This is a genomic window from Acinetobacter sp. WCHAc060025, from assembly GCF_004209355.1.
GTDB classification, from domain to species: Bacteria; Pseudomonadota; Gammaproteobacteria; order Pseudomonadales; family Moraxellaceae; genus Acinetobacter; species Acinetobacter wuhouensis.
On record NZ_SGSX01000015.1, the window covers coordinates 57895 to 76948 of the forward strand.

Below are 19054 nucleotides of genomic sequence, written 5' to 3' on the forward strand. Positions count from 1 at the left end.
ATCAAATAATATCGATGAATGGAAGATACTGAATATCAGTATCTTGATCATCTTTAAGATTATAAGCCTTCGAGTTTTAATCGATTGGCATGTTGGCGGAAGAGCACAACTGGATCAGGTGCAAACAATCCTTTTAAGCCTAAGATGAGATTGACTTCATCGAGGTGGCTTTGATTGTAATTGTCTCGAATAACTTGCCCAAAATGAGTATTACAGCGACTGACCAGACCATCGTTATCTTTATTTTTATAAGAAAGCGGTGCTAATTGAGAGATAGCAGTATCCGCAATATCAAAGAGATTGGTTATTTGTGCCGTCCCAGTCCATGAATAATGGTAAACACCATTCGTTGTCACTTTTTGTCCCTGTCCACAGTCTGTTGGGATCGCAGCACTAGGGTATTTGTTATTAAATTCTGTTGAACCTTTTTCACTGATACTTTTCAATGAGCGATCTAGGCTATTGCTTAATGATGGATTGCCTTCAAGAATGGTAATGATAGGTGCAATGAGATACTGCCCTAAAACCGTCATCACACTGCTTGCTGCTTGATTTGCCAGTAAATCATCCGCGACTTTCGAGCCTTTAATGGTACCCGCAACGGCTGTTAATGAGGCTACTTTTTGCGGTGCGACGATTTCAATATAACGAATGGTTGGACCACCATGGCTATGACCAATTAAATTGACTTTAGATGAACCAGTTAATGCGAGGACTTCATCGACTTGTTGTAAAAGTTGCTCCCCACGAACCTCAGTAGATTCCAATGGTGAAACTTGGGTTGCATAAACATTTGCACCATTTCGGGCAAGATCAGGTAGGATTTGGTAAAAATAATCCATACCAAAAGACTGTGTTCCTAAACGTGTGAAACCAAACATGCCATGATTAAATACGATGGGGTATTTGGTTTTTGCATAATCTGAACTGACATAGTTTGCACTGACTTTTTGGAGCCCAGAGGCAGAAGCCGACATTGTGCTGAGTCCTATGATGAGTCCTATTCCAAGTGCATTCATTGTTAATTTCATGGTGTATTACTCTTTTTGTTTTTGATGGTTTGAAAGAACCATCATGCTGAGAAATTTAGTATTTAAGCAATCTGCGTTAACAGTTACTTTTTGCAAAAAATTGCGATGCTGAAACTTGAGTTTGACTTCTGCATTTACAGCAACGACATAAACTCATTACCAATAACGTATTGTCGGTATTCTCTATATTCCCTATGTATTGAAAATTTGATCATTAATTCGCAAATGGTAATTTCCCTCCTTGGTCATGAATAGTTTCAAAAGTTTGTAAGCGTAATTGCTCTTGTTGATTGCTAAATTGCTTTTGTTTGAGTTGTTCCACAGCACTTTGTTTTGCTGAATCACTCATATTACTTTTGATAATGCTGTCGCGATCAGTAAGATATTGGGTGACTTTATTTTTCCAATCATTACGTTGTACATCTAAGCTTTCTAAGCGTTGTGTTGCTTCAGCACCGACAAGATTGGTGCGCATTTGACGTAACTCGTCAGCGGAACCTCCACGAGCTTTAATCTCAGCTGTGAGCTTTCTTAGATCTTCTAGTTGGTTGAGTTGCTGTAGGTTTTCTTTCCAATCTTCAGGAAGATTGTCGAAGAGGTCTTTGAGTTTCTTGGCTTTTTCATCAGTAGATAAATTTTTATTGTCCAAGATTGCCATACGATCCACAGTATATTGGTCATAGGTGTCTTGAGTGCCAAATAAGCCTTGAATTTCGTAGTCTGAAAAGAATTGTTTTCTTAAACTTTGGGTGTTATTCACAATTTGTTGATAATACTGCACACTTTCCTTATCCGCAGTGGGTGCTTGTAAGTCACCAAGTTTATTGCGGTAGTTGACGTAACGTGTCCATAAATCCCCGAGTTGTGAACGAACAGGATCTTGATAACTGACTTTGATATAGCTGAGAAAATCCGTTTTAATTTGTTCAACCGTTTTTTCACCATACTGAGTAATGAAATATTCAAAACAGTCTTTAGTTTGTTCATTCACAATCAAATGGTTGCTTGCATCTGTTCGGATTTGGCAATTGATTTGGGTATCTTGTTGGCTTTTACTGGCAAAGCTAATGGCTTCTGAAGCAGAAATTTGAGATGGAGCTAATTGTCCAGCTTGCTGCTGTAGTTGTAGTGTATTGTCTGAATTTTTAGTGTCTTGTGTACTTGGTTTTAACCAAAAAATAATCGCTAAAATAAGGATTAACAAAACAATAGTTGTTAACCCTAGCATTTTTTTCCTAGACAGGTCCATCTAATATCCTATTTTTTTAATATTTTTATAGACAAAGCAATTTGACATAAAAGCATCAGTTTCTCATTTAAAATTTGTAAAAATAGACAAGTGGTTTTTGTTAAACTACATCAATCACATCTTTATACAGTCTGATTATGTCCGCTAAAGCTCAAAAAATATCACGTCGCCATATCAGTGGTGTTTTTTTATTGAATAAGCCTTTGGGTATTAGTTCAAATGCAGCCTTACAGAAAGTACGTTGGCTATACCGTGCGCAAAAAGCGGGACATACAGGGGCTTTAGATCCTTTGGCTTCTGGTTTATTACCCATTTGCTTGGGTGAGGCGACGAAATTTTCACATTATTTACTCGATTCAACTAAGCGTTATCAAACCACAATTCAATTGGGCAATAGCACCACGACAGGTGATGTCGAAGGTGAAACCCTTTTAGAAAAAGCAGTTCCTGAATTAAACCCAGACATGATCGAGCAGGTTTTGGCGCAATTCACAGGGGATATTCAGCAAATTCCTCCGATGTATTCAGCACTTAAAAAAGAAGGTCGTCCTTTATATGAGTTGGCACGTAAAGGCATTGAGATCGAACGTGAAGCTCGTCCAATCACCATTGAGCAAATTCAACTTTTATCTTTTACAACAGATTCAATAACGTTAGATGTGACTTGTTCAAAAGGGACGTATATCCGAGTTTTGGGTGAGGATATTGCCAAAGCCTTGGGTACTTATGGACATTTGACCTATTTACATCGAATTAAAACAGGACATTTTGATCTTCTTCCTGAATATACGATTGAGTATTTAGAAAGTTTGACTGAGCAACAGCGTGAAGCTTTGTTATTACCCGTGTATGCACCGATTGATCATTTCACTAAAATCCAAGCACCTGAAGGTCGTGCAGAATACTTTTGCCGCGGTATGGAAAGTAATATTGACCATGCTGCCGAGGCTGAGGTTTTGGTTTTTGAGGGTGATAAATGTCTAGGGCTGGCAGAAATTAGTGATAAAAAGCGTTTAATTCCGAAAAGAGTGTTAAACCTCTAAATAAACCATCAGTTTTGCTGGCAATGTTGTTATTATTTCTCACATTGTGAAAACTTTAGAGTAAGTGGTATGGAATTTGATCTGATCCTCAGTCTGATCTTTTTTGCCTTTTGTGCAGGTGCAATTGATGCGGCTGTCGGAGGTGGGGGGCTTATTCAAATTCCTGCGTTAATGGGCGCGTTACCACATTATCCAACTGCAACGATCTTTGGAACCAATAAACTGGCTTCGATTTGTGGAACGGCATCTGCTGCTTTCTCTTATTTAAAACAAGTCAAAATCCAGTGGAAATTACTTGCTGTTATTGGTGTTACTGCATTTATCAGTTCATTTGGTGGTGCAGCATGTGTATCACTGATTCCTCAAAATATTCTGCGACCATTCGTGCTATTCATGCTGATTGTGATTGCGATTTATACTTTATTCAAAAAGCAATTTGGTCAAATCCATATTCAACAAGAAATCACCAATAAAATGCTATTGATCGCAGGAGTCGGTGGTTTAGCCATTGGTTTCTATGATGGTATTTTTGGGCCAGGAACAGGAAGTTTCTTTATTTTTTATTTCATTCGTTATTTAAAAGTTGATTTTTTACATGCATCTGCATTGTCTAAAATCGGTAATTTTATGACCAACTTCGCTGCTTTAAGTTTCTTCATTCCTACCGGACATGTGTTATTTCAACTGGGTTTAATGATGGCAGTTGCTAATGTTTGTGGTTCATTGGTCGGGGTAAAAATGGCTTTGAAATATGGTAGTGGTTTTATTCGTATTTTATTTCTTATTCTTGTGAGTGTCTTAATCTGCCGTTTAGCTTATCAAATGTTTGTTGCTTAACAGTTTTTAATTTTAAAAAAAATTCTAGTTTTTTTGATACAAATATATTGAAAATTTACGAGGTATTTTTTTGCGAGTCCTCTATGATCGTTTATTTACGCATCTTAATTTAGCAGGGTTGTGCATAGAAGACGATTGAATTAAAAAAAGAGGATGTTTGATGAATATATTTGAGGCTTTGCGAGAAAGCCATGAAATACAAAAAAAATTAGCAGAACAGTTGACGCAAACAGCAGGCAATACACCTGAACGGAAGCAACTTTTTATTTTATTGAAAAATGAACTATTTGCGCATGCAGTCGCTGAAGACCGTTATTTTTATATTCCTTTAATGATGACGGATTCTGGGTTAAACATTAGCCGTCATGCTTTGGCTGAACATCATCTTATGGATGAATTGCTGGAGCAACTCGCTGAGACTGATTTGAGTCATTCTCGTTGGTTAATATTAGCCAAGAAATTGTCTGAAACAGTACATCATCACTTACAAGAAGAAGAGCGTGGCTTTTTTCAGCAAGCTGGAAAGATTTTTGATGATCAACAAAAACAGACTTTGGCCAAGAAATATTTAACAGAATATAAAAAATATAAAGCAAAGGATAAAACCAGTTTAACGGGTTAATATTTTTTTGACTTAAACCGATCAATATCTTGATCAGAACATTACAAAAGCATGTTTAACTCAATCGCCTTGTTCGGTATTTTTTGCTCTAAATGTCACCCCAATCGAAGCAAGCATGATACAGACCAAAGCAACCATTTGCACAGTAGTGATATGTTCATTGAGCAAGAGCATTCCTGAAACAACTGCCAGTGCAGGGGACAAGCTAGACAGTGTGCCATAGCTCATTTTACTGAGTCGTTTTAAGGCAAGTAGGTCGAGTGCATAAGGAATTGCGGTTGCGAGCAGTGCGATGAGTAATGCTTTACCCCAATATTGAGTTTGTAATAAAGCGTCGGGGTTGTGTACTGCACTGATCGGTAATAGCACCATTGCGGATAGAATAATGGCAATACTGAGCGCATGCATCCCGATATTTTGGCGAACAACCTTTTGACCATAGTAAATATAGATCGCCCAACAAACTCCAGCACCGAGGGCAAATGCAGCACCAATATAAGAAAAATTTTGCGCTGTTGCATCTTGCCAAGGCACCATCAGTGCAATACCAAAGATCGCTAAGCAAACCCAGATATAGTCACTTTTTTGTTTGATCGAGAGTAATGCAAGCGTTAAAGGTCCTAAAAACTCAAGCCCTACAGCGATTCCCTGAGGTAATTTACCTAAAGAGGCATAAAACAATACATTCATCAAGCAGACTGAACCGCTATAGAACAATAAGTTTTTCCATTTTAAATAGGGTAAGCGTTTGATAATTTTCCATGAACGGAACATCAAGACAATTAAAATAGAAGCAAAACAAAGCCTAAGTGTAACGACCGTGAGAGGATCTAAAACTAGAAAAAGTTGTTTGGCAAATGATGCACTGATCTGATAAGACACCATCGATAAGACCATGAACAGTACAGCGATAAGTTGAGAATTTGGCATATCAATCGTGTAGAAAAGTGACTCAAAAATTTTAGCACTTTTTGCAAATTCTGTCGGTATTTTGAAAATATATGAATATTCAGGTGATATTTTTCTTTGTGATTCTCATAACACCTCTGTAAGATGGGGATAAATATAGTTGTAATGGCACATGTGTTAGGAATAGAAGATGTCAGGTAATACCCAAAAAATCGTAGAATTAAAGTCAAATGAATTAGGTCAAGCTGAAACATGGTATGTAGAAGTACTTAAAAAAGAACAACAGGGGTATGCACAGACCGAGCAAGAAGCTCAAGCACGTGTTGACTTATTGGTCAATGCATCAAATCAAGGTTTTGCACCAGCCAGTACTTTACTGGGGCAGTGGCATGTCTTGGGGCACTATGTCAATCAAAGCATTCAAGCTGCAATTTTATTTTTTCAACATGGTGCACAGCTCAATCACGGTTTGGCACATTTAGAACTCGCATATTTGGGTTTAAATAACTCTACGGATCAGTTGTCTCAAGCCCAAGGGTTAATGCACTTGCAACACGCAGTAGAGTTAAATCAGCCTGAGGCAATTTTTTTACACGCACAGCATAAACTACAGCAAGATAAAGCTGCTGCTTATCAATTATTGGTGGAAAACTATATTAAAAATAAGCATCAAAATAGTTTGAAATTCTGCGTTGAATCTTCAGAGTTTGATTCGATTAAAGTTCAAAATGATTTATTGATCATTGCTGAAAATGATAGTTTTGCAAGTGCGTTATTGGCATTCAGTTATTTAACACACAATAAGGTAGATGCTGCGTTCAAATATGCCAACATTGCCCAAGAAGCCAATGACCCATTTGGATGTTATGTACGCGCTTTGATCGAACAAAAAAGTGCCAATGGTGATGCTAAAATTGCGCAAGAGTTTTTACTCAAAGCTGCGAAGAATGGGCATGTCGAATCCGCTTATCTTGCAGCAGTGACCTTGTTGAAAGATGCTGAAACAGTTAAAACTGAACAAAAACAGAAAGAATATACAACTTTGGCTTTTGAATTGTTGACGCATGCCGCAGTGGCAGGGAATGTGCCTGCGCAATATTCTTTAGCACAATGTTTACGTTATGGTATTGGTGCTGAGAAAAATATTGAGCAAGGTGTTTCTTGGTTAGAGCGTGCAGCCATGCAAAATCATACGGATGCACAGTTTGAATTGGCGATGTTGTTGCCTTTGGAACACGAGCATCATTTACCATTGTTAAATGCAGCAGCAGATAAAGCCCATGTACAAGCAATGTTGTGTATGTCGATTTATCAACAACGCCAAGAAAATGCTGAACAAACATTGTATTGGTTAAATAAAGCCAAAGCGTTGAATGTCCCACGTGCTTTCTTTCTGTTAGCGCAACTTTACCGTGATGGTAAGCTGGTTAAAGAAGATTTAAAACAAAGTGCAACTTTATTCGTTGAAGCGGCTGATCAAGGGGATGTGGATGCATATTTTGAATTATTCAAAATCTATCGCGATGGTCTAGGTGTTCGTAAAAATAAAAAGACCGCAGGAAAATATCTTGATTTAGCGAAACAAAATCAGCATTTAGAAGCTGCTTCGATTGAGTTTTAATTAAATTTTGAATGATCAGTTAGGTTGTATCCGTTTTGAATGTACCTTTGATTGAGCAGTATACCCACCACAAAGGACGCTTATTTGTGGTGGGTGATTTGCATGGTTGTTATGATCAACTGATGCAAAAGCTTGCACAGATACAATTTAACTTTCAGCAAGATATGCTCATTGCTGTTGGGGACTTGGTTGATCGTGGCCCTGACAGCTTAAAATGTCTAAATTTACTGGATGAACCGTGGTTTAAAGCAATTTTAGGCAATCATGAGGAAATGTGTTTGCTTTCTAATGTTGAACCATCAATGGCAAATCTACATGCACAGCATGGTGGAAAATGGTTTTATCAACTCAGTATAGAACAGCAAAAGCAAATTATTAAAAGACTGCAACGTGTTCCGTTGCTTTTAGAAGTTCATTATCAAAATAAAAAATATGGTTTTGTCCATGCAGATATTGATCTGAATGATTGGGATAAATTCAAAGTCGCCATTCAGTCTAAAAGCCGTGAGTCTGCTTTATGGGGCAGAGGACGAATTAAAAATCGTCGTTTCTTAAAGTATTCAACTGTATCGGGCATTGATCAGATTTTTCTCGGTCATACCGTGGTGGATCGTGTGACTCGAAAAGACAATTGCTATTATCTCGATACGGGTGCGTGTTTTGGTGGTGAGTTAACAATTGTGGAAATAGATCAAAGTCTACCGATTGAAGAGCAAGTGCTTGTTAGATAAAGATTAAATATGAATTTTCAAAATTATACATTATTTATCAATAACTTTATTATCAAGTTACGCTTTTCTCGCTCTTTGTGTCGTCACCGTACAGCCAATCGATGCACTGATAATGGTTGCGAGTGCCAGCCATTGTGTCCAAAGCAATTGCTCACCTAAAAAGATAAATCCTGAAAGTGCAGCAATTGCAGGTTCTAAACTCATCAATGTGCCAAAGCTTAACGCTGATAAATTTCTTAGAGCAATCATTTCTAAAGAGAAAGGCAGGGCGCTCGCTAAAATTGCCAAAGCAATAAAATAAATCAAATTTGAGGGTTCAAAAACATTCAACGGCATTCCTGAAAATAGCGCAATCGGCATAAGGCAAAGCATGCCAATAAACATCCCTAAACACACCGTATGATTGCCTGAAACGCCTGAAGGTCGTTGCCCTGCAATAATATACAGCGCCCAACATGCACCTGCGGCTAAAGCAAAAGCAATGCCGATGGGGTCTAAACTTTGTGAAGCTTGTTGAAATGGAAACAGTAAAACCAGTCCTAAGATTGCCAATCCAACCCAAACAAAATCAAAGCGTTGTCGTGCATGAAATAATGCCACACTGAGTGGACCGATAAATTCAAAAGCAACGGCAATGCCCAAAGGAATCCGTGCAATGGATAAATAGAACAGGGCATTCATCCCAGCCAAAGCAAGACCATAGCTAATAATTGCTTTCCATTTCACTTGTTTAAAATCAGCTTGCCAAATTTTAAAGATGATCGCCAAGATCAAAGAGCCAAGTAATAATCGCATCGCTGAAATGGTCAGTACAGGAAATTGATCAAACAGGATTTTGGCGAGTGCACCACTACTTTGCATACTGATCATCGCAATGAACAGTAAGATCAAGGCTTGGAAATGTGGGGCATTTTTGAGATTTGGCATTGGAGTCTGATCAGTTGATATTTATTTAAAATATGAACGATATTGGAAGTTGTAATCAGTTTAGATCATACCTTCTAAATCAGATAAATAGGTGAGAATTAGTGAAAATAATGATCATAATTTGACTCATTGTTAAAATTTAAAAATAAAAAACCACAGGCAAAAACCTGTGGTTTTTAACATCAATTAGTCTTAGAACAATACGCGAACGCGGATTGTGCCTTCAACTTCATGAAGTGTATCAAGTGCTTCTTGAGATGCAGTTGCATCAACGTCCATCACTAAATAACCGACATCACCTTTAGTCATTAAAGACTGACCAGAGATGTTGATACCGTGTTCAGCGAACAAGTTGTTGATCTTAGAAAGAACGCCTGGCACGTTTTTATGAATGTGAAGTAAACGGTGTTTACCTTCAGTCAATGGAAGTGCAATTTCAGGGAAGTTCACAGCAGATAAAGTCATACCTTTATCTGAGTAAGCAACAAATTTTTCAGCAACTTCTAGACCGATGTTCGCTTGCGCTTCCATAGTCGAACCACCCACGTGAGGTGTTAAGATCACGTTGTCTAAGCCACGAAGTGGAGAAACAAATTCTTCACCATTTGCTTTAGGTTCTTTAGGGAATACGTCAACTGCTGCACCAGCAATATGACCTGATTTGATTGCATCAGCTAAATCTTCGATCACAACACATGTACCACGTGCAGCGTTCAAGAAGATTGAACCTTCTTTCATTTTCGCAAATTGTTCTTTTGCGAAGAAGTTCTTTGTAGAAGGAACGTCAGGAACGTGAAGTGTTACAACGTCTGCATTGGCAAGTAATTCATCAAGTGAACCGACTTGGCGTGCATTACCCATCGGAAGTTTAGTCACTGCATCATAATAAATGACATGCATACCCAAGCTTTCAGCTAAAACTGAAAGTTGAGAACCGATTGAGCCGTAACCCACGATACCTAAAGTTTTACCACGAGTTTCAAACGAACCTACAGCAGACTTGTTCCAACCACCGCGGTGAGTTGATGCTGATTTCGCAGGTACGCCACGAAGTAAAAGAATCGCTTCAGCAAGTACAAGTTCAGCTACTGAACGCGTATTTGAATATGGTGCGTTAAATACAGGAATACCACGAATCATGGCTGCATTTAAATTCACTTGGTTGGTTCCGATACAGAAACAACCCACTGCGATCAATTTATTCGCAGCTTCAAAGATTTCTTCGGTTAATTGCGTACGGGAACGAATACCAATGAAGTGTGCATCTTTAACCGCTTCTTTCAACGCTTCACCTTCAAGCGCAGTTTTACGGAAATCGATGTTGGTATATCCAGCAGCATTTAACGTGTCGATTGCGTTTTGGTGAACGCCTTCTAACAACAAGAAACGAATTTTATCTTTAGGTAGTGAAAGATGTTGGCTCATTACGGCTCCGCTACAAAGGCCAAATTTAGTCGCAGTATGATACCATATACATGGTTCTATAGATATTTCGTTATGACAGTATCGACGGATATTTTATCTACGATTTCTGATAAGCATTATATATAAATCAAATAGATTACAGGTTTTTTTCTAATTTATTGATTTTTAATATTGTTGTTGAATTGATCATACACAAAGTGTGGATAATCAAATTCAAATCTGTGCTTTATCCTGAGCAGTCATTTGGCTAAAATGACTGAAAAATCGGTATTGTTAATGATTTAAACCATGAAATTTGCGAAAAACTTTCATGTACTGGTTTAAAATATCGAAAGTTGTAGCGCTACAACCTCTCTTTTACTTCTTGCTAGGTCCGCAAAACGATGAATGCTCCAGTTACGATAGCACCCGAATTATTGACCCAATTGACGCAGATTGTTGGTGAAAACCGTATAAAAACAGATGCTGACAGTTTAGAAAATTGGGGTAAAGACCATACCAAGCATTTTGATCCAAATCCTTCGGTCATCGTTTTTCCATCGAGCACAGAACAAGTGCAAGCGATTGTTAAACTTGCCAATCAGTTTAATGTTGCGATTACACCGTCTGGTGGTCGTACTGGTTTGTCAGCAGGTGCTGTGGCTGCCAATGGTGAAATTGTCATTAGTTTTGACAAGATGAACCAAATTCTAGAATTCTATCCTGCGGATCGTATGGTGCGTATCCAAGCGGGTGTAGTGACTGAACAATTGCAAAATTATGCTGAAGAACAGGGCATGTATTATCCAGTGGATTTTGCATCTGCGGGTTCTTCTCAAATGGGCGGAAATATTGGTACCAATGCGGGCGGTATCAAAGTCATCAAATACGGCATGACACGTAACTGGGTACTTGGTTTGACTGTGGTAACAGGTAAAGGTGATGTACTGCGTTTAAATAAAGGCATGATTAAAAATGCGACTGGTTACGCAATGCAGCATTTATTCATCGGTGGTGAAGGAACTTTAGGTTTAGTCACTGAAGCTGAAATTAAACTTGAACGTGCGCCACATGACCTACAAGTTTTAGTTTTAGGTGTGCCAGATTTTGATGCGATCATGCCTGTACTTCATGCATTCCAAAGCAAAATTGATTTAACTGCATTTGAATTCTTTGGCGAATTGGCAATGCAAAAAGTTTTGGATCGTGGTCATGTTCAACGTCCGTTTGAAACTGAATGCCCATTCTATGTATTGCTTGAATTTGAAGCGCCGTATGAGCCGATCATGGATGCAGCGATGGAAATCTTCGAGCATTGCATGGAACAAGGTTGGGTACTTGATGGTGTGATGAGTCAAAGCCTCGAGCAAGTTCAAAGCTTGTGGCGTTTACGTGAAGATATTTCTGAAACGATTGCACCATTTACACCGTATAAAAATGATATTTCAGTGTTGATTACGCATGTTCCTGCATTTATTAAAGAAATTGATGCAATTGTAGAAAGTAATTATCCTGATTTTGAAATCTGCTGGTTTGGTCATATCGGTGACGGTAACTTGCACTTAAATATTTTAAAACCTGAAAATTTATCTAAAGATGAATTCTTTGCTAAATGTCAGGTGGTGAATAAATATGTGTTTGAAACTGTGAAGAAATATGACGGTTCTATCTCAGCTGAACACGGTGTGGGCATGACGAAAAAGCCATATTTGGACTATACTCGTTCTGCTGAAGAAATCGAATATATGAAAGCGTTGAAAAAAGTGTTCGATCCAAATGGTGTAATGAATCCAGGTAAATTGTTTGATCTTTAACTTGTTTGATCTGTCAGTTATTGATTCAAGCTTGACGCGGTTATTCATTTTGTAATCGCATAGATTTATGTTAAAAAGCGTATTCAGTAGAATGCGCTTTTTTTCAGCTACTCGAAATCTAACAAAAATATTAAAAGAACATCACCATGGATAAAATAAGAATTAAGTTTGAAACAGACCAATCTAAACAAAGGCGTAAAGCATTTGATCACTCTATTGGATTATTGTTACGTTATTTACCACTGACAGTATTTATGGCGGCAGGTTTAATTTACTTTTTAGTTAAGTACAGCTTAAGTCCTGAAAGTTACCAAGACCAAGAAATTGTTCAAGCACATGGAAAGCGCCTGTATGCACTTGCGATTGGCTTTATCGTGATGAGCTGGAGTTGCATTATTTATTATTTTAAAGGCAATGGGGCGTTTAAAAATTATGGTCGTTGGTTGATCCTTCTTTCAAGTTTTCCAATCATTTATGAGGTGGTCATGCATTTTGACAAATTTGTTTTTGGGTTGCTGATTATTTCCTTTTATTGGTTAAAGTTTGCCTTTAAACCACACGGTTCTCTTCGCTAAGACTACAAAGTACGACTATTGTAAAATGAGGAATTCAGGCAAAATTTAGTCGAAAGTTAAGTATGGAATTTAAGAATATGAATCGTTTAGTTGTAATTTCTGCGCTGTGTTTGGGTGTTTTATCAGGTTGTGCAACCACGCAAAATTTAGTGAATAAAGTCAGTGGTGGAAGCACGCCTTTAGATCAGGTTTTAAATGAGCGTTCTGATCTGCGTAAGAACTTGGCAACAGTCGAGTTGCGTCAGTATTTTAACCGTGTAGAAAATCCAACAGTGGCAGAAGTGAAGTTGACTGAAACAGGCTTGATGGATGATTCTGTTCGTTCGATTCGTACGGTCTATAGTTTTAAAAATGTTGATGGTCAGTGGAAGCGTGTAGATACGCAGAAGGAATATCAATGCTATCGTGGCAAAAATACCAAGACTTTCCAAAAGGCGAAGTGTGCTTGATGATTTTTTAATTTGTAGTTGAAAAATATAAAGAAACACCTCATAAAACGTATCAGTCATGGTACGTTTTTTTATTTGGGGAATAACAATAAATGAATATTTTGATTGTAGGTAATGGTTTTGATCTTTCGCACTATTTGCCGACAAAGTATGACCATTTTATGGATGTGATGAAGGCGATTGAAGAAAAGAATACTGGAGAAAAAGTAAAGGATTTATCTATTCATTCAGTTGAAGAGTGGGGCAACGAAATAGACAAAATTTTTGAAAAGAGAAAGGATCAAACTGATCCAGATTATGCAATGAATTTTGAAGAGCTTTTTGCTAAGACTAGAGAATCTTACTTTATAGAAAAAACGAAAGAGTTCTATTTAACTGAGCAAATTAATCTCTCTGCAAAAGATGTACTCAAATTACAGTATCGTTTGGAATTAAATTGCTGGTATCAGTACTTTAAAAATCATGTTCAAGAAATCAAAACATGGATTGATTTTGAGCAAAAAATTGAAAGTGTGTTGAAAGTAGCTGCTAAAAAAGTAATTGAAATAGAGGGGCTTGATAACAGCGAGGCTATTCATATTTATTTGAATGGTAATAATAAGTCTAAAGCTTTAATTGCTTCCAAAGACTTAAAGGTTTTAGATTTTTTTAAATTTTCTTGTAAAGAAAATATGTCAATAGTACGTTCTAGAGATTTAGTTTCTGGAAAAGCATTGCTGACGAGTACAGGCGTTTTTTTAAATATTAATAAAAATTTTTGTTATGGTGATGAGGTGAAAAATGGATTAAACCCTTTAAGTTTTTTAGATTTTCTACAACAACAATTAGAAGAGTTTATAATTATTTTTGATTTATATTTAGAATTAGTAGTTAGTCAACTAAGTCCAGCTTCTATGTTGGAGATAGAGGCTAAAGAATTTGTATATCCTGATAAAATATATTCATTTAATTATACAAATACCTATCAACGTATTCATGATTCAGTAGAAGTTGAGTATTTACATGGAAGTCATGGTGAACATCAAAATATAGTTTTAGGTGTTTCTGACTTAGAAGATGAATATTTAAAGAAAATAAAAGCTTATGGATTTACGAAATATCACCAAAAGCTTTTTAAGGATACGGATTATTTGTTTTTAGATAGATATAAAAAGATTATACAACAGGGTAAATCTCAATTAGATAAGCACAAGATTACTGACTATCAGAGTTTTCAGTATGAACAAAGCGCTTGGGAGAGAATTAATAAATCAAATCAATTAAATCTAAACTTCCATATTTGGGGGCATTCATTAGATGTTTCAGATAGAGATTATATTATTGATTTATTTGGTTTAAATGAAGATATAGATCGGAATGTAAGAGTAAAAGTTTATTATTTTGATGATAATGCAAAATTTTCATTACTTAATAATTTACTAGCAATTTTAGGTAAAGACAAAGTAGAACATTGGATGAAAAACAAATGGCTTCAATTTAAAGAAAATCCAAAAATTGTTCCAGAAAATGCTATAACTTTAGAAGATTTACCAAAAGTAAAAATGTTATGAACATCCAACAAGAAATCCAAAACTTATTCCAAAACCGAGATGAACATCCACTGTTTTATATCGAAAGTGGCAGTCGCCTATGGGGTATGGCAAGCCCAGACAGTGACTATGATGTACGAGGTTTTCACCTACCATCAAAAGCGCAATATTACGACTACCGAAAGCATCGTGATTTGATCGAAATCATGGATGGCGATTTTGACTTTGTCTCTTTTGATTTAAACAAAATGTTTGGCTTACTTGCTAAAAGTAATCCAACGGTTTTGGAATGGGTACGCGCGCATATTGTCTATTTCAATCAATTTCCAGAATGGGAAAAGTTTCGAGATGGACTACTTGAACGTATAGATTATAAAGCTTTGTATTACCACTATTTATCACTTGCTAAAGGCGGGATGAATGTGATGCAAACAGCAGATAACTTTACCTATAAAAAAGTGTTCTATTCGATTCGTGGTTTGATGTCAGCCGAATTGGCAACCCAAGAAATTATGCCTGAATTACTGATTACTGAACTATTCGCACAAATAGATGCAAATGATCCATTACGGCATTGGGCGGAAGACTATTTAGAAATCAAAAAACAGCAAAAAGAGAAGGCTCAACTACCTGAAACAGAGCAAACGCAAATTTTAAAATTGCTGGATGATAAAATCGAAGCACTGAATTTACGTGCGATTGAACCAACCAATGATTTGGAAAAATTACAGCAATATTTGACAGAATATAGCTTTAATTTAAAGCAGCATTTTTATGGTTAATGTTTGTATGATTTTGAATTTGCTTGCAAATATGAGTTGAAGAGTATTTGCAGTAATTTTCTGTCGTTTTTAATCGTAGATCATCTCAATGATAGAACACTGAAACGCATTTAGAGGATTGAGCGATGCATATTGATGAATTATGCTTTAACTAGTTTAAACTCATCAGTATAACAATATGAAAACCCTTGCCTTTATCCATCGAAATGATACTCGCTTTGCCATTGGCGATTTTTATCCAGTGCTATCAGTCTTTTCACACTATGAACTGGGCAATACCGTTTCACCATTCCTCTTGCTTGATCACTTAGGTCCAGGCATTTTAAAACCAACCAATTTACGTAAAGGTGTAAGCGAACATCCACACCGAGGATTTGAAACCGTTACCTTAATCTTTTCAGGAGAACTCGAACACCGAGATTCAACTGGAGGCGGTGGAATAGTCTCCGCAGGCGATGTGCAATGGATGACCGCAGCTTCAGGCGTAGAACACAAAGAAGTCTTTAGCGAAGCATTCTCCAAACAAGGTGGATACTTTGAAATGGTGCAACTGTGGGTCAACTTACCTGCCAAAGACAAAATGAATCCACCACGCTATCAAAGTCTGCGTAAAGCCAATATTCCCGTGGTTGAACTACCAGACTCAGCAGGAACATTACGCGTCATTGCAGGCACTTATGTGGATGAAAACAATGAAGCACATCAAGGACCTGCAAAAGTACATTCACCACTCAATGTTTTAGATATTGAAATCCAAGCAGGGCAAACCGTAACTCTACCCGCAGGGGTAGGAGATACCACGCTGGTGTATTTACGAACAGGTAAAGCACAATTTCAACCCGAAGATGAAATATTTGAAGAGCAATCACTTGCCGTGATGTCGAACCTTGAACAAGACTTTGAAATCACTGCTTTGCAACACTGTAAATTATTACTTCTTACAGGCAAACCATTACAAGAACCGATCAATGGTCATGGCCCATTTGTCATGAATACTTATGATGAAATTCTGGAAGCTTTTGATGACATTAAAAATGGCACATTCATCAAATCCAAAGTCTTAGAAGATGAATAAATCCGTTAAAGCATGTGATTAGTGTAACCGCATGCTTTAAAAGTCATTTAAGTTTAATTAAGTAGTTGGATTGGCTTTATTTCTCAGAGCAATAAAACCTTTGATGATCATCGCAATACCTATACCGACACATAAACCTGTTAAGAATTTACCGAAGAAGCCTAAGCCGAGCTCTTGATTATTGGCAGAACTAATGGCTTTTGCCGTTGCTTCTGCTGAATTTGTACCACCTGCCTGAGCATCCATCATTGCAACAAAACCAGTGTCAGTTTTACAACTGCCAATGATAGAACTGGAACTTTCACCATATTTTTGTTGAACTAAACTTTCACAACGTGCTTGGTCTTCTGCACTAATATTGGGCTTGGAGCTTGTGAAATAAAGACCACCACCAATAAGGAATAAAACAATACCAATAATGATCATGACGACAGGGTTTTTATTTTTCATTTAAATTATTCATATCTATTTATAGAGAATTTAGAATATCTTAAGAATAAAAAAAGTTCAACTTTGACATGAAAAGCGCATGTGTTAGACTGTGCTCACTGAATTTAGGATACATTCATTTCACAGTGTCCATTCAGTCAATTCTCACAAATATTATATGTTCTAGACACCTTGTGAATACGGTGTTCAACTCGCTTTCTCTCAAAGCAAACTCCACAATTTAATTTTAAAAGTTAGTGTTTAACACGCTTGTTTGCAGTGTGACGGTATTTTTCTCCCTGAAAATTGCTCAAGTCATCCAAACATGATGAAAGATATGTAGAAAGTCATGAAAAATTCAGTACAACAAGGACAAAACTTAAGTTTGAGTCGTGCTACGCTGATGTTTCCATTGGCCTTGGTATTATTCGAATTTTCAGTGTATATCGGCAATGATTTGATTCAGCCAGCGATGCTTGCGATCACCAAAGAGTTTGGTGTGAGCAGTGCGTGGGCGCCGTCATCGATGTCATTTTACCTGCTCGGTGGCGCTTGTGTCGCTGGGATTATGGGGCCGTTGTCCGATCGAATCGGGCGTAAAAAAGTATTATTGGGTGGTGTGGCGTTCTTCGTTATTACCTGTTTACTCATTCTATTGACTGGGAATATTGAAAGCTTTTTAGTTTTAAGATTCCTTCAAGGTTTTGGCTTATCTGTGATTGCTTCAGCAGGTTATGCGGCGATTCAGGAAACCTTTGAAGAACGTGATGCCATTAAAGTCATGGCACTCATGGCGAATATTTCCCTACTCGCACCATTGATTGGCCCTGTGGTCGGTGCTGCGCTGATTGACCATGTGTCATGGCATTGGGGCTTTATTGGCATTGCCTTTTTAGCGTTCCTGAGTTGGTTTGGTTTAAAAGCCAAAATGCCGAATAATCAAATCAGTATTCCTAAACAACCCGTTAGCTATATTTGGGATGACTATAAGAAAGTTTTTAAAAATAAGACTTTTCTCGGTTTAACTCTAGGTATGCCGATGGTGGCTATGCCACTGATGCTATGGATTGCCTTATCACCTGTCATGCTCGTCGAAGAACTTGGGCTAAGTAGTTTGCAATATGGTTTAGCACAGTTCCCAGTTTTGGGTGGTTTAATCGTTGGCAATATCGTGTTGATTAAATTGGTCGATCGCTTGGCTTTGGGTCGTACCGTTTTGATTGGTTTACCACTGATGCTACTTGGAACGGCAATTGTCGTTATTGGTACGATCTGGAGAGAATACTTTCTTTACTGTGTCATTTTAGGCATGACTTTAGTCAGCTTTGGTGAAGGGATTAGCTTTTCAGTGCTTTATCGTTTTGCGTTAATGTCTTCTGAAGTGTCTAAGGGCACTGTTGCAGCAGCAGTATCAGTATTATTAATGATGACCTTCTTTGTGGTGATTGAAATTATTCGTATTCTGTATGAGTATTTTCACCTGTGGGCATACGCGATTTCATGTTTTTCCTTAATCGCTTTATGGTTCACGGTTCCACGTGGAATTTTGAAAAGGATCATGCAACAGCGCAAAGCCAATGGTGAGTTTTAAGAGGAAAGCTCTGACTAGATTCTTTGAATCACCTCCCCCTAACCCCTCCTGAAAGGAGGGGGACTTAATAGCGGAATTATTATTCAAACTTCTTTAATTTATGATCAAAAACAAAAGGCCCAAACGGTAAAATTGAAGCAATTAAACCGAAAATAAACATTTTAATAGACCATTTTTGCTTTTCACAAACAATAAATAAAACAGCAAGAAAGGCGATAAATAGCACGCCATGTCCCATGCCGACGTATTTAACTAGCATAGGATTACCCCAAATATATTTTAAAGGCATTGCAATAAACAACAGGAGAAGAAAAGAAAGCCCTTCAAGAAAACCGACAATACGTAAGGTTTTGATATTCATGGTCACTTCGTCAAATGAGAATGAGCAATTGAGTCTATCTGAATAAAATGAAAAGTCGAATAATTTTTGATTGAA

The 19054-nt window shown here is 37.3% G+C and carries 19 protein-coding genes; 12 read left to right on the plus strand and 7 right to left on the minus strand.

From position 1 onward, the window contains the following. Positions 1-59: 59 nt before the first annotated feature. Positions 60-1031, minus strand: coding sequence for an esterase/lipase family protein (locus tag EXE09_RS13395; RefSeq protein WP_087554316.1), 972 nt, complete (start codon positions 1029-1031; stop codon positions 60-62). Positions 1032-1245: 214 nt separating this feature from the next. Then, the gene (locus EXE09_RS13400; RefSeq protein ID WP_130117610.1) at positions 1246-2280 is read right to left on the minus strand and encodes a lipase secretion chaperone; all 1035 of its coding nucleotides are present in this window, start codon (positions 2278-2280) and stop codon (positions 1246-1248) included. A 137-nt stretch (positions 2281-2417) separates the two neighbouring features. Between EXE09_RS13400 and truB the strand changes: the two genes are divergently transcribed. The 3 genes from truB to EXE09_RS13415 all read left to right on the plus strand — a co-directional run bounded on the left by truB (position 2418) and on the right by EXE09_RS13415 (position 4782). After that, positions 2418-3323: a tRNA pseudouridine(55) synthase TruB gene (gene truB / locus EXE09_RS13405; RefSeq protein WP_130117611.1), complete on the plus strand. Its 906-nt coding sequence runs from the start codon at positions 2418-2420 to the stop codon at positions 3321-3323. Positions 3324-3392: 69 nt separating this feature from the next. Beyond that, positions 3393-4160, plus strand: coding sequence for a sulfite exporter TauE/SafE family protein (locus EXE09_RS13410; RefSeq protein ID WP_130117612.1), 768 nt, complete (start codon positions 3393-3395; stop codon positions 4158-4160). Positions 4161-4320: 160 nt separating this feature from the next. Beyond that, positions 4321-4782: a hemerythrin domain-containing protein gene (locus tag EXE09_RS13415; protein WP_068975080.1), complete on the plus strand. Its 462-nt coding sequence runs from the start codon at positions 4321-4323 to the stop codon at positions 4780-4782. 60 nt (positions 4783-4842) lie between these two features. Here the strand turns inward: EXE09_RS13415 and EXE09_RS13420 are convergent, their stop codons facing one another. Next, complete coding sequence (locus EXE09_RS13420; protein WP_130112101.1) at positions 4843-5712, minus strand: EamA family transporter; 870 nt, start codon at positions 5710-5712, stop codon at positions 4843-4845. Positions 5713-5881: 169 nt separating this feature from the next. Between EXE09_RS13420 and EXE09_RS13425 the strand changes: the two genes are divergently transcribed. Further along, a complete protein-coding gene (locus EXE09_RS13425; RefSeq protein WP_130117613.1) occupies positions 5882-7312 on the plus strand; it encodes a tetratricopeptide repeat protein in 1431 nt (476 codons plus the stop codon). Positions 7313-7347: 35 nt separating this feature from the next. Continuing rightward, the gene (locus EXE09_RS13430; RefSeq protein WP_228257214.1) at positions 7348-8043 is read left to right on the plus strand and encodes a metallophosphoesterase; all 696 of its coding nucleotides are present in this window, start codon (positions 7348-7350) and stop codon (positions 8041-8043) included. 57 nt (positions 8044-8100) lie between these two features. Here EXE09_RS13430 and EXE09_RS13435 read toward each other — a convergent pair whose 3' ends face one another. Together EXE09_RS13435 and serA are read right to left on the minus strand one after the other, a co-directional pair. Next, complete coding sequence (locus EXE09_RS13435) at positions 8101-8970, minus strand: EamA family transporter (protein ID WP_130117614.1); 870 nt, start codon at positions 8968-8970, stop codon at positions 8101-8103. 192 nt (positions 8971-9162) lie between these two features. Beyond that, positions 9163-10395 (minus strand): phosphoglycerate dehydrogenase, encoded by a 1233-nt coding sequence (serA, locus tag EXE09_RS13440; RefSeq protein ID WP_130117615.1) that lies wholly within the window; start codon positions 10393-10395, stop codon positions 9163-9165. Positions 10396-10778: 383 nt separating this feature from the next. Between serA and EXE09_RS13445 the strand changes: the two genes are divergently transcribed. The 6 genes from EXE09_RS13445 (at position 10779) to EXE09_RS13470 (ending at position 16598) form a co-directional block, all read left to right on the plus strand. Beyond that, positions 10779-12188 carry an FAD-binding oxidoreductase gene (locus EXE09_RS13445; protein ID WP_068975086.1) on the plus strand — a complete coding sequence of 470 codons (1410 nt, stop codon included), beginning with the start codon at positions 10779-10781 and terminating at the stop codon, positions 12186-12188. A 146-nt stretch (positions 12189-12334) separates the two neighbouring features. Beyond that, positions 12335-12763, plus strand: coding sequence for a hypothetical protein (locus EXE09_RS13450; protein ID WP_130117616.1), 429 nt, complete (start codon positions 12335-12337; stop codon positions 12761-12763). 77 nt (positions 12764-12840) lie between these two features. Next, positions 12841-13212: a hypothetical protein gene (locus tag EXE09_RS13455; protein ID WP_130117617.1), complete on the plus strand. Its 372-nt coding sequence runs from the start codon at positions 12841-12843 to the stop codon at positions 13210-13212. Between the two features lie 92 nt (positions 13213-13304). Next, entirely contained in the window at positions 13305-14762 is a 1458-nt protein-coding gene (locus tag EXE09_RS13460; RefSeq protein ID WP_130117618.1) for an AbiH family protein, read from the plus strand. Then, the gene (locus EXE09_RS13465) at positions 14759-15523 is read left to right on the plus strand and encodes a DNA polymerase beta superfamily protein (RefSeq protein WP_130117619.1); all 765 of its coding nucleotides are present in this window, start codon (positions 14759-14761) and stop codon (positions 15521-15523) included. Before EXE09_RS13460 ends, EXE09_RS13465 begins: the two co-directional genes overlap by 4 nt. Positions 15524-15701: 178 nt before the next feature. Continuing rightward, a complete protein-coding gene (locus EXE09_RS13470; RefSeq protein WP_130117620.1) occupies positions 15702-16598 on the plus strand; it encodes a pirin family protein in 897 nt (298 codons plus the stop codon). A 57-nt stretch (positions 16599-16655) separates the two neighbouring features. Here the strand turns inward: EXE09_RS13470 and EXE09_RS13475 are convergent, their stop codons facing one another. Continuing rightward, positions 16656-17048: a hypothetical protein gene (locus EXE09_RS13475; protein WP_130117621.1), complete on the minus strand. Its 393-nt coding sequence runs from the start codon at positions 17046-17048 to the stop codon at positions 16656-16658. Positions 17049-17376: 328 nt separating this feature from the next. Here EXE09_RS13475 and EXE09_RS13480 point away from each other — a divergent pair, with 328 nt between their 5' ends. Next, on the plus strand, positions 17377-18618 hold the full coding sequence (locus EXE09_RS13480; RefSeq protein ID WP_130117622.1) for an MFS transporter: 1242 nt from the start codon (positions 17377-17379) through the stop codon (positions 18616-18618). A 79-nt stretch (positions 18619-18697) separates the two neighbouring features. Here the strand turns inward: EXE09_RS13480 and EXE09_RS13485 are convergent, their stop codons facing one another. Next, a complete protein-coding gene (locus tag EXE09_RS13485) occupies positions 18698-18979 on the minus strand; it encodes a DUF3817 domain-containing protein (protein ID WP_068975093.1) in 282 nt (93 codons plus the stop codon). Positions 18980-19054 lie beyond the last annotated feature (75 nt).

Coding starts and splice junctions, on each gene's coding strand:
- EXE09_RS13395 (WP_087554316.1), bottom strand. CDS start 1,031: ATGAAATTAACAATGAATGCACTTGGAATAGGACTCATCATAGGACTC.
- EXE09_RS13400 (WP_130117610.1), bottom strand. CDS start 2,280: ATGGACCTGTCTAGGAAAAAAATGCTAGGGTTAACAACTATTGTTTTG.
- truB (WP_130117611.1), top strand. CDS start 2,418: ATGTCCGCTAAAGCTCAAAAAATATCACGTCGCCATATCAGTGGTGTT.
- EXE09_RS13410 (WP_130117612.1), top strand. CDS start 3,393: ATGGAATTTGATCTGATCCTCAGTCTGATCTTTTTTGCCTTTTGTGCA.
- EXE09_RS13415 (WP_068975080.1), top strand. CDS start 4,321: ATGAATATATTTGAGGCTTTGCGAGAAAGCCATGAAATACAAAAAAAA.
- EXE09_RS13420 (WP_130112101.1), bottom strand. CDS start 5,712: ATGCCAAATTCTCAACTTATCGCTGTACTGTTCATGGTCTTATCGATG.
- EXE09_RS13425 (WP_130117613.1), top strand. CDS start 5,882: ATGTCAGGTAATACCCAAAAAATCGTAGAATTAAAGTCAAATGAATTA.
- EXE09_RS13435 (WP_130117614.1), bottom strand. CDS start 8,970: ATGCCAAATCTCAAAAATGCCCCACATTTCCAAGCCTTGATCTTACTG.
- serA (WP_130117615.1), bottom strand. CDS start 10,395: ATGAGCCAACATCTTTCACTACCTAAAGATAAAATTCGTTTCTTGTTG.
- EXE09_RS13445 (WP_068975086.1), top strand. CDS start 10,779: ATGAATGCTCCAGTTACGATAGCACCCGAATTATTGACCCAATTGACG.
- EXE09_RS13450 (WP_130117616.1), top strand. CDS start 12,335: ATGGATAAAATAAGAATTAAGTTTGAAACAGACCAATCTAAACAAAGG.
- EXE09_RS13455 (WP_130117617.1), top strand. CDS start 12,841: ATGAATCGTTTAGTTGTAATTTCTGCGCTGTGTTTGGGTGTTTTATCA.
- EXE09_RS13460 (WP_130117618.1), top strand. CDS start 13,305: ATGAATATTTTGATTGTAGGTAATGGTTTTGATCTTTCGCACTATTTG.
- EXE09_RS13465 (WP_130117619.1), top strand. CDS start 14,759: ATGAACATCCAACAAGAAATCCAAAACTTATTCCAAAACCGAGATGAA.
- EXE09_RS13470 (WP_130117620.1), top strand. CDS start 15,702: ATGAAAACCCTTGCCTTTATCCATCGAAATGATACTCGCTTTGCCATT.
- EXE09_RS13475 (WP_130117621.1), bottom strand. CDS start 17,048: ATGAAAAATAAAAACCCTGTCGTCATGATCATTATTGGTATTGTTTTA.
- EXE09_RS13480 (WP_130117622.1), top strand. CDS start 17,377: ATGAAAAATTCAGTACAACAAGGACAAAACTTAAGTTTGAGTCGTGCT.
- EXE09_RS13485 (WP_068975093.1), bottom strand. CDS start 18,979: ATGAATATCAAAACCTTACGTATTGTCGGTTTTCTTGAAGGGCTTTCT.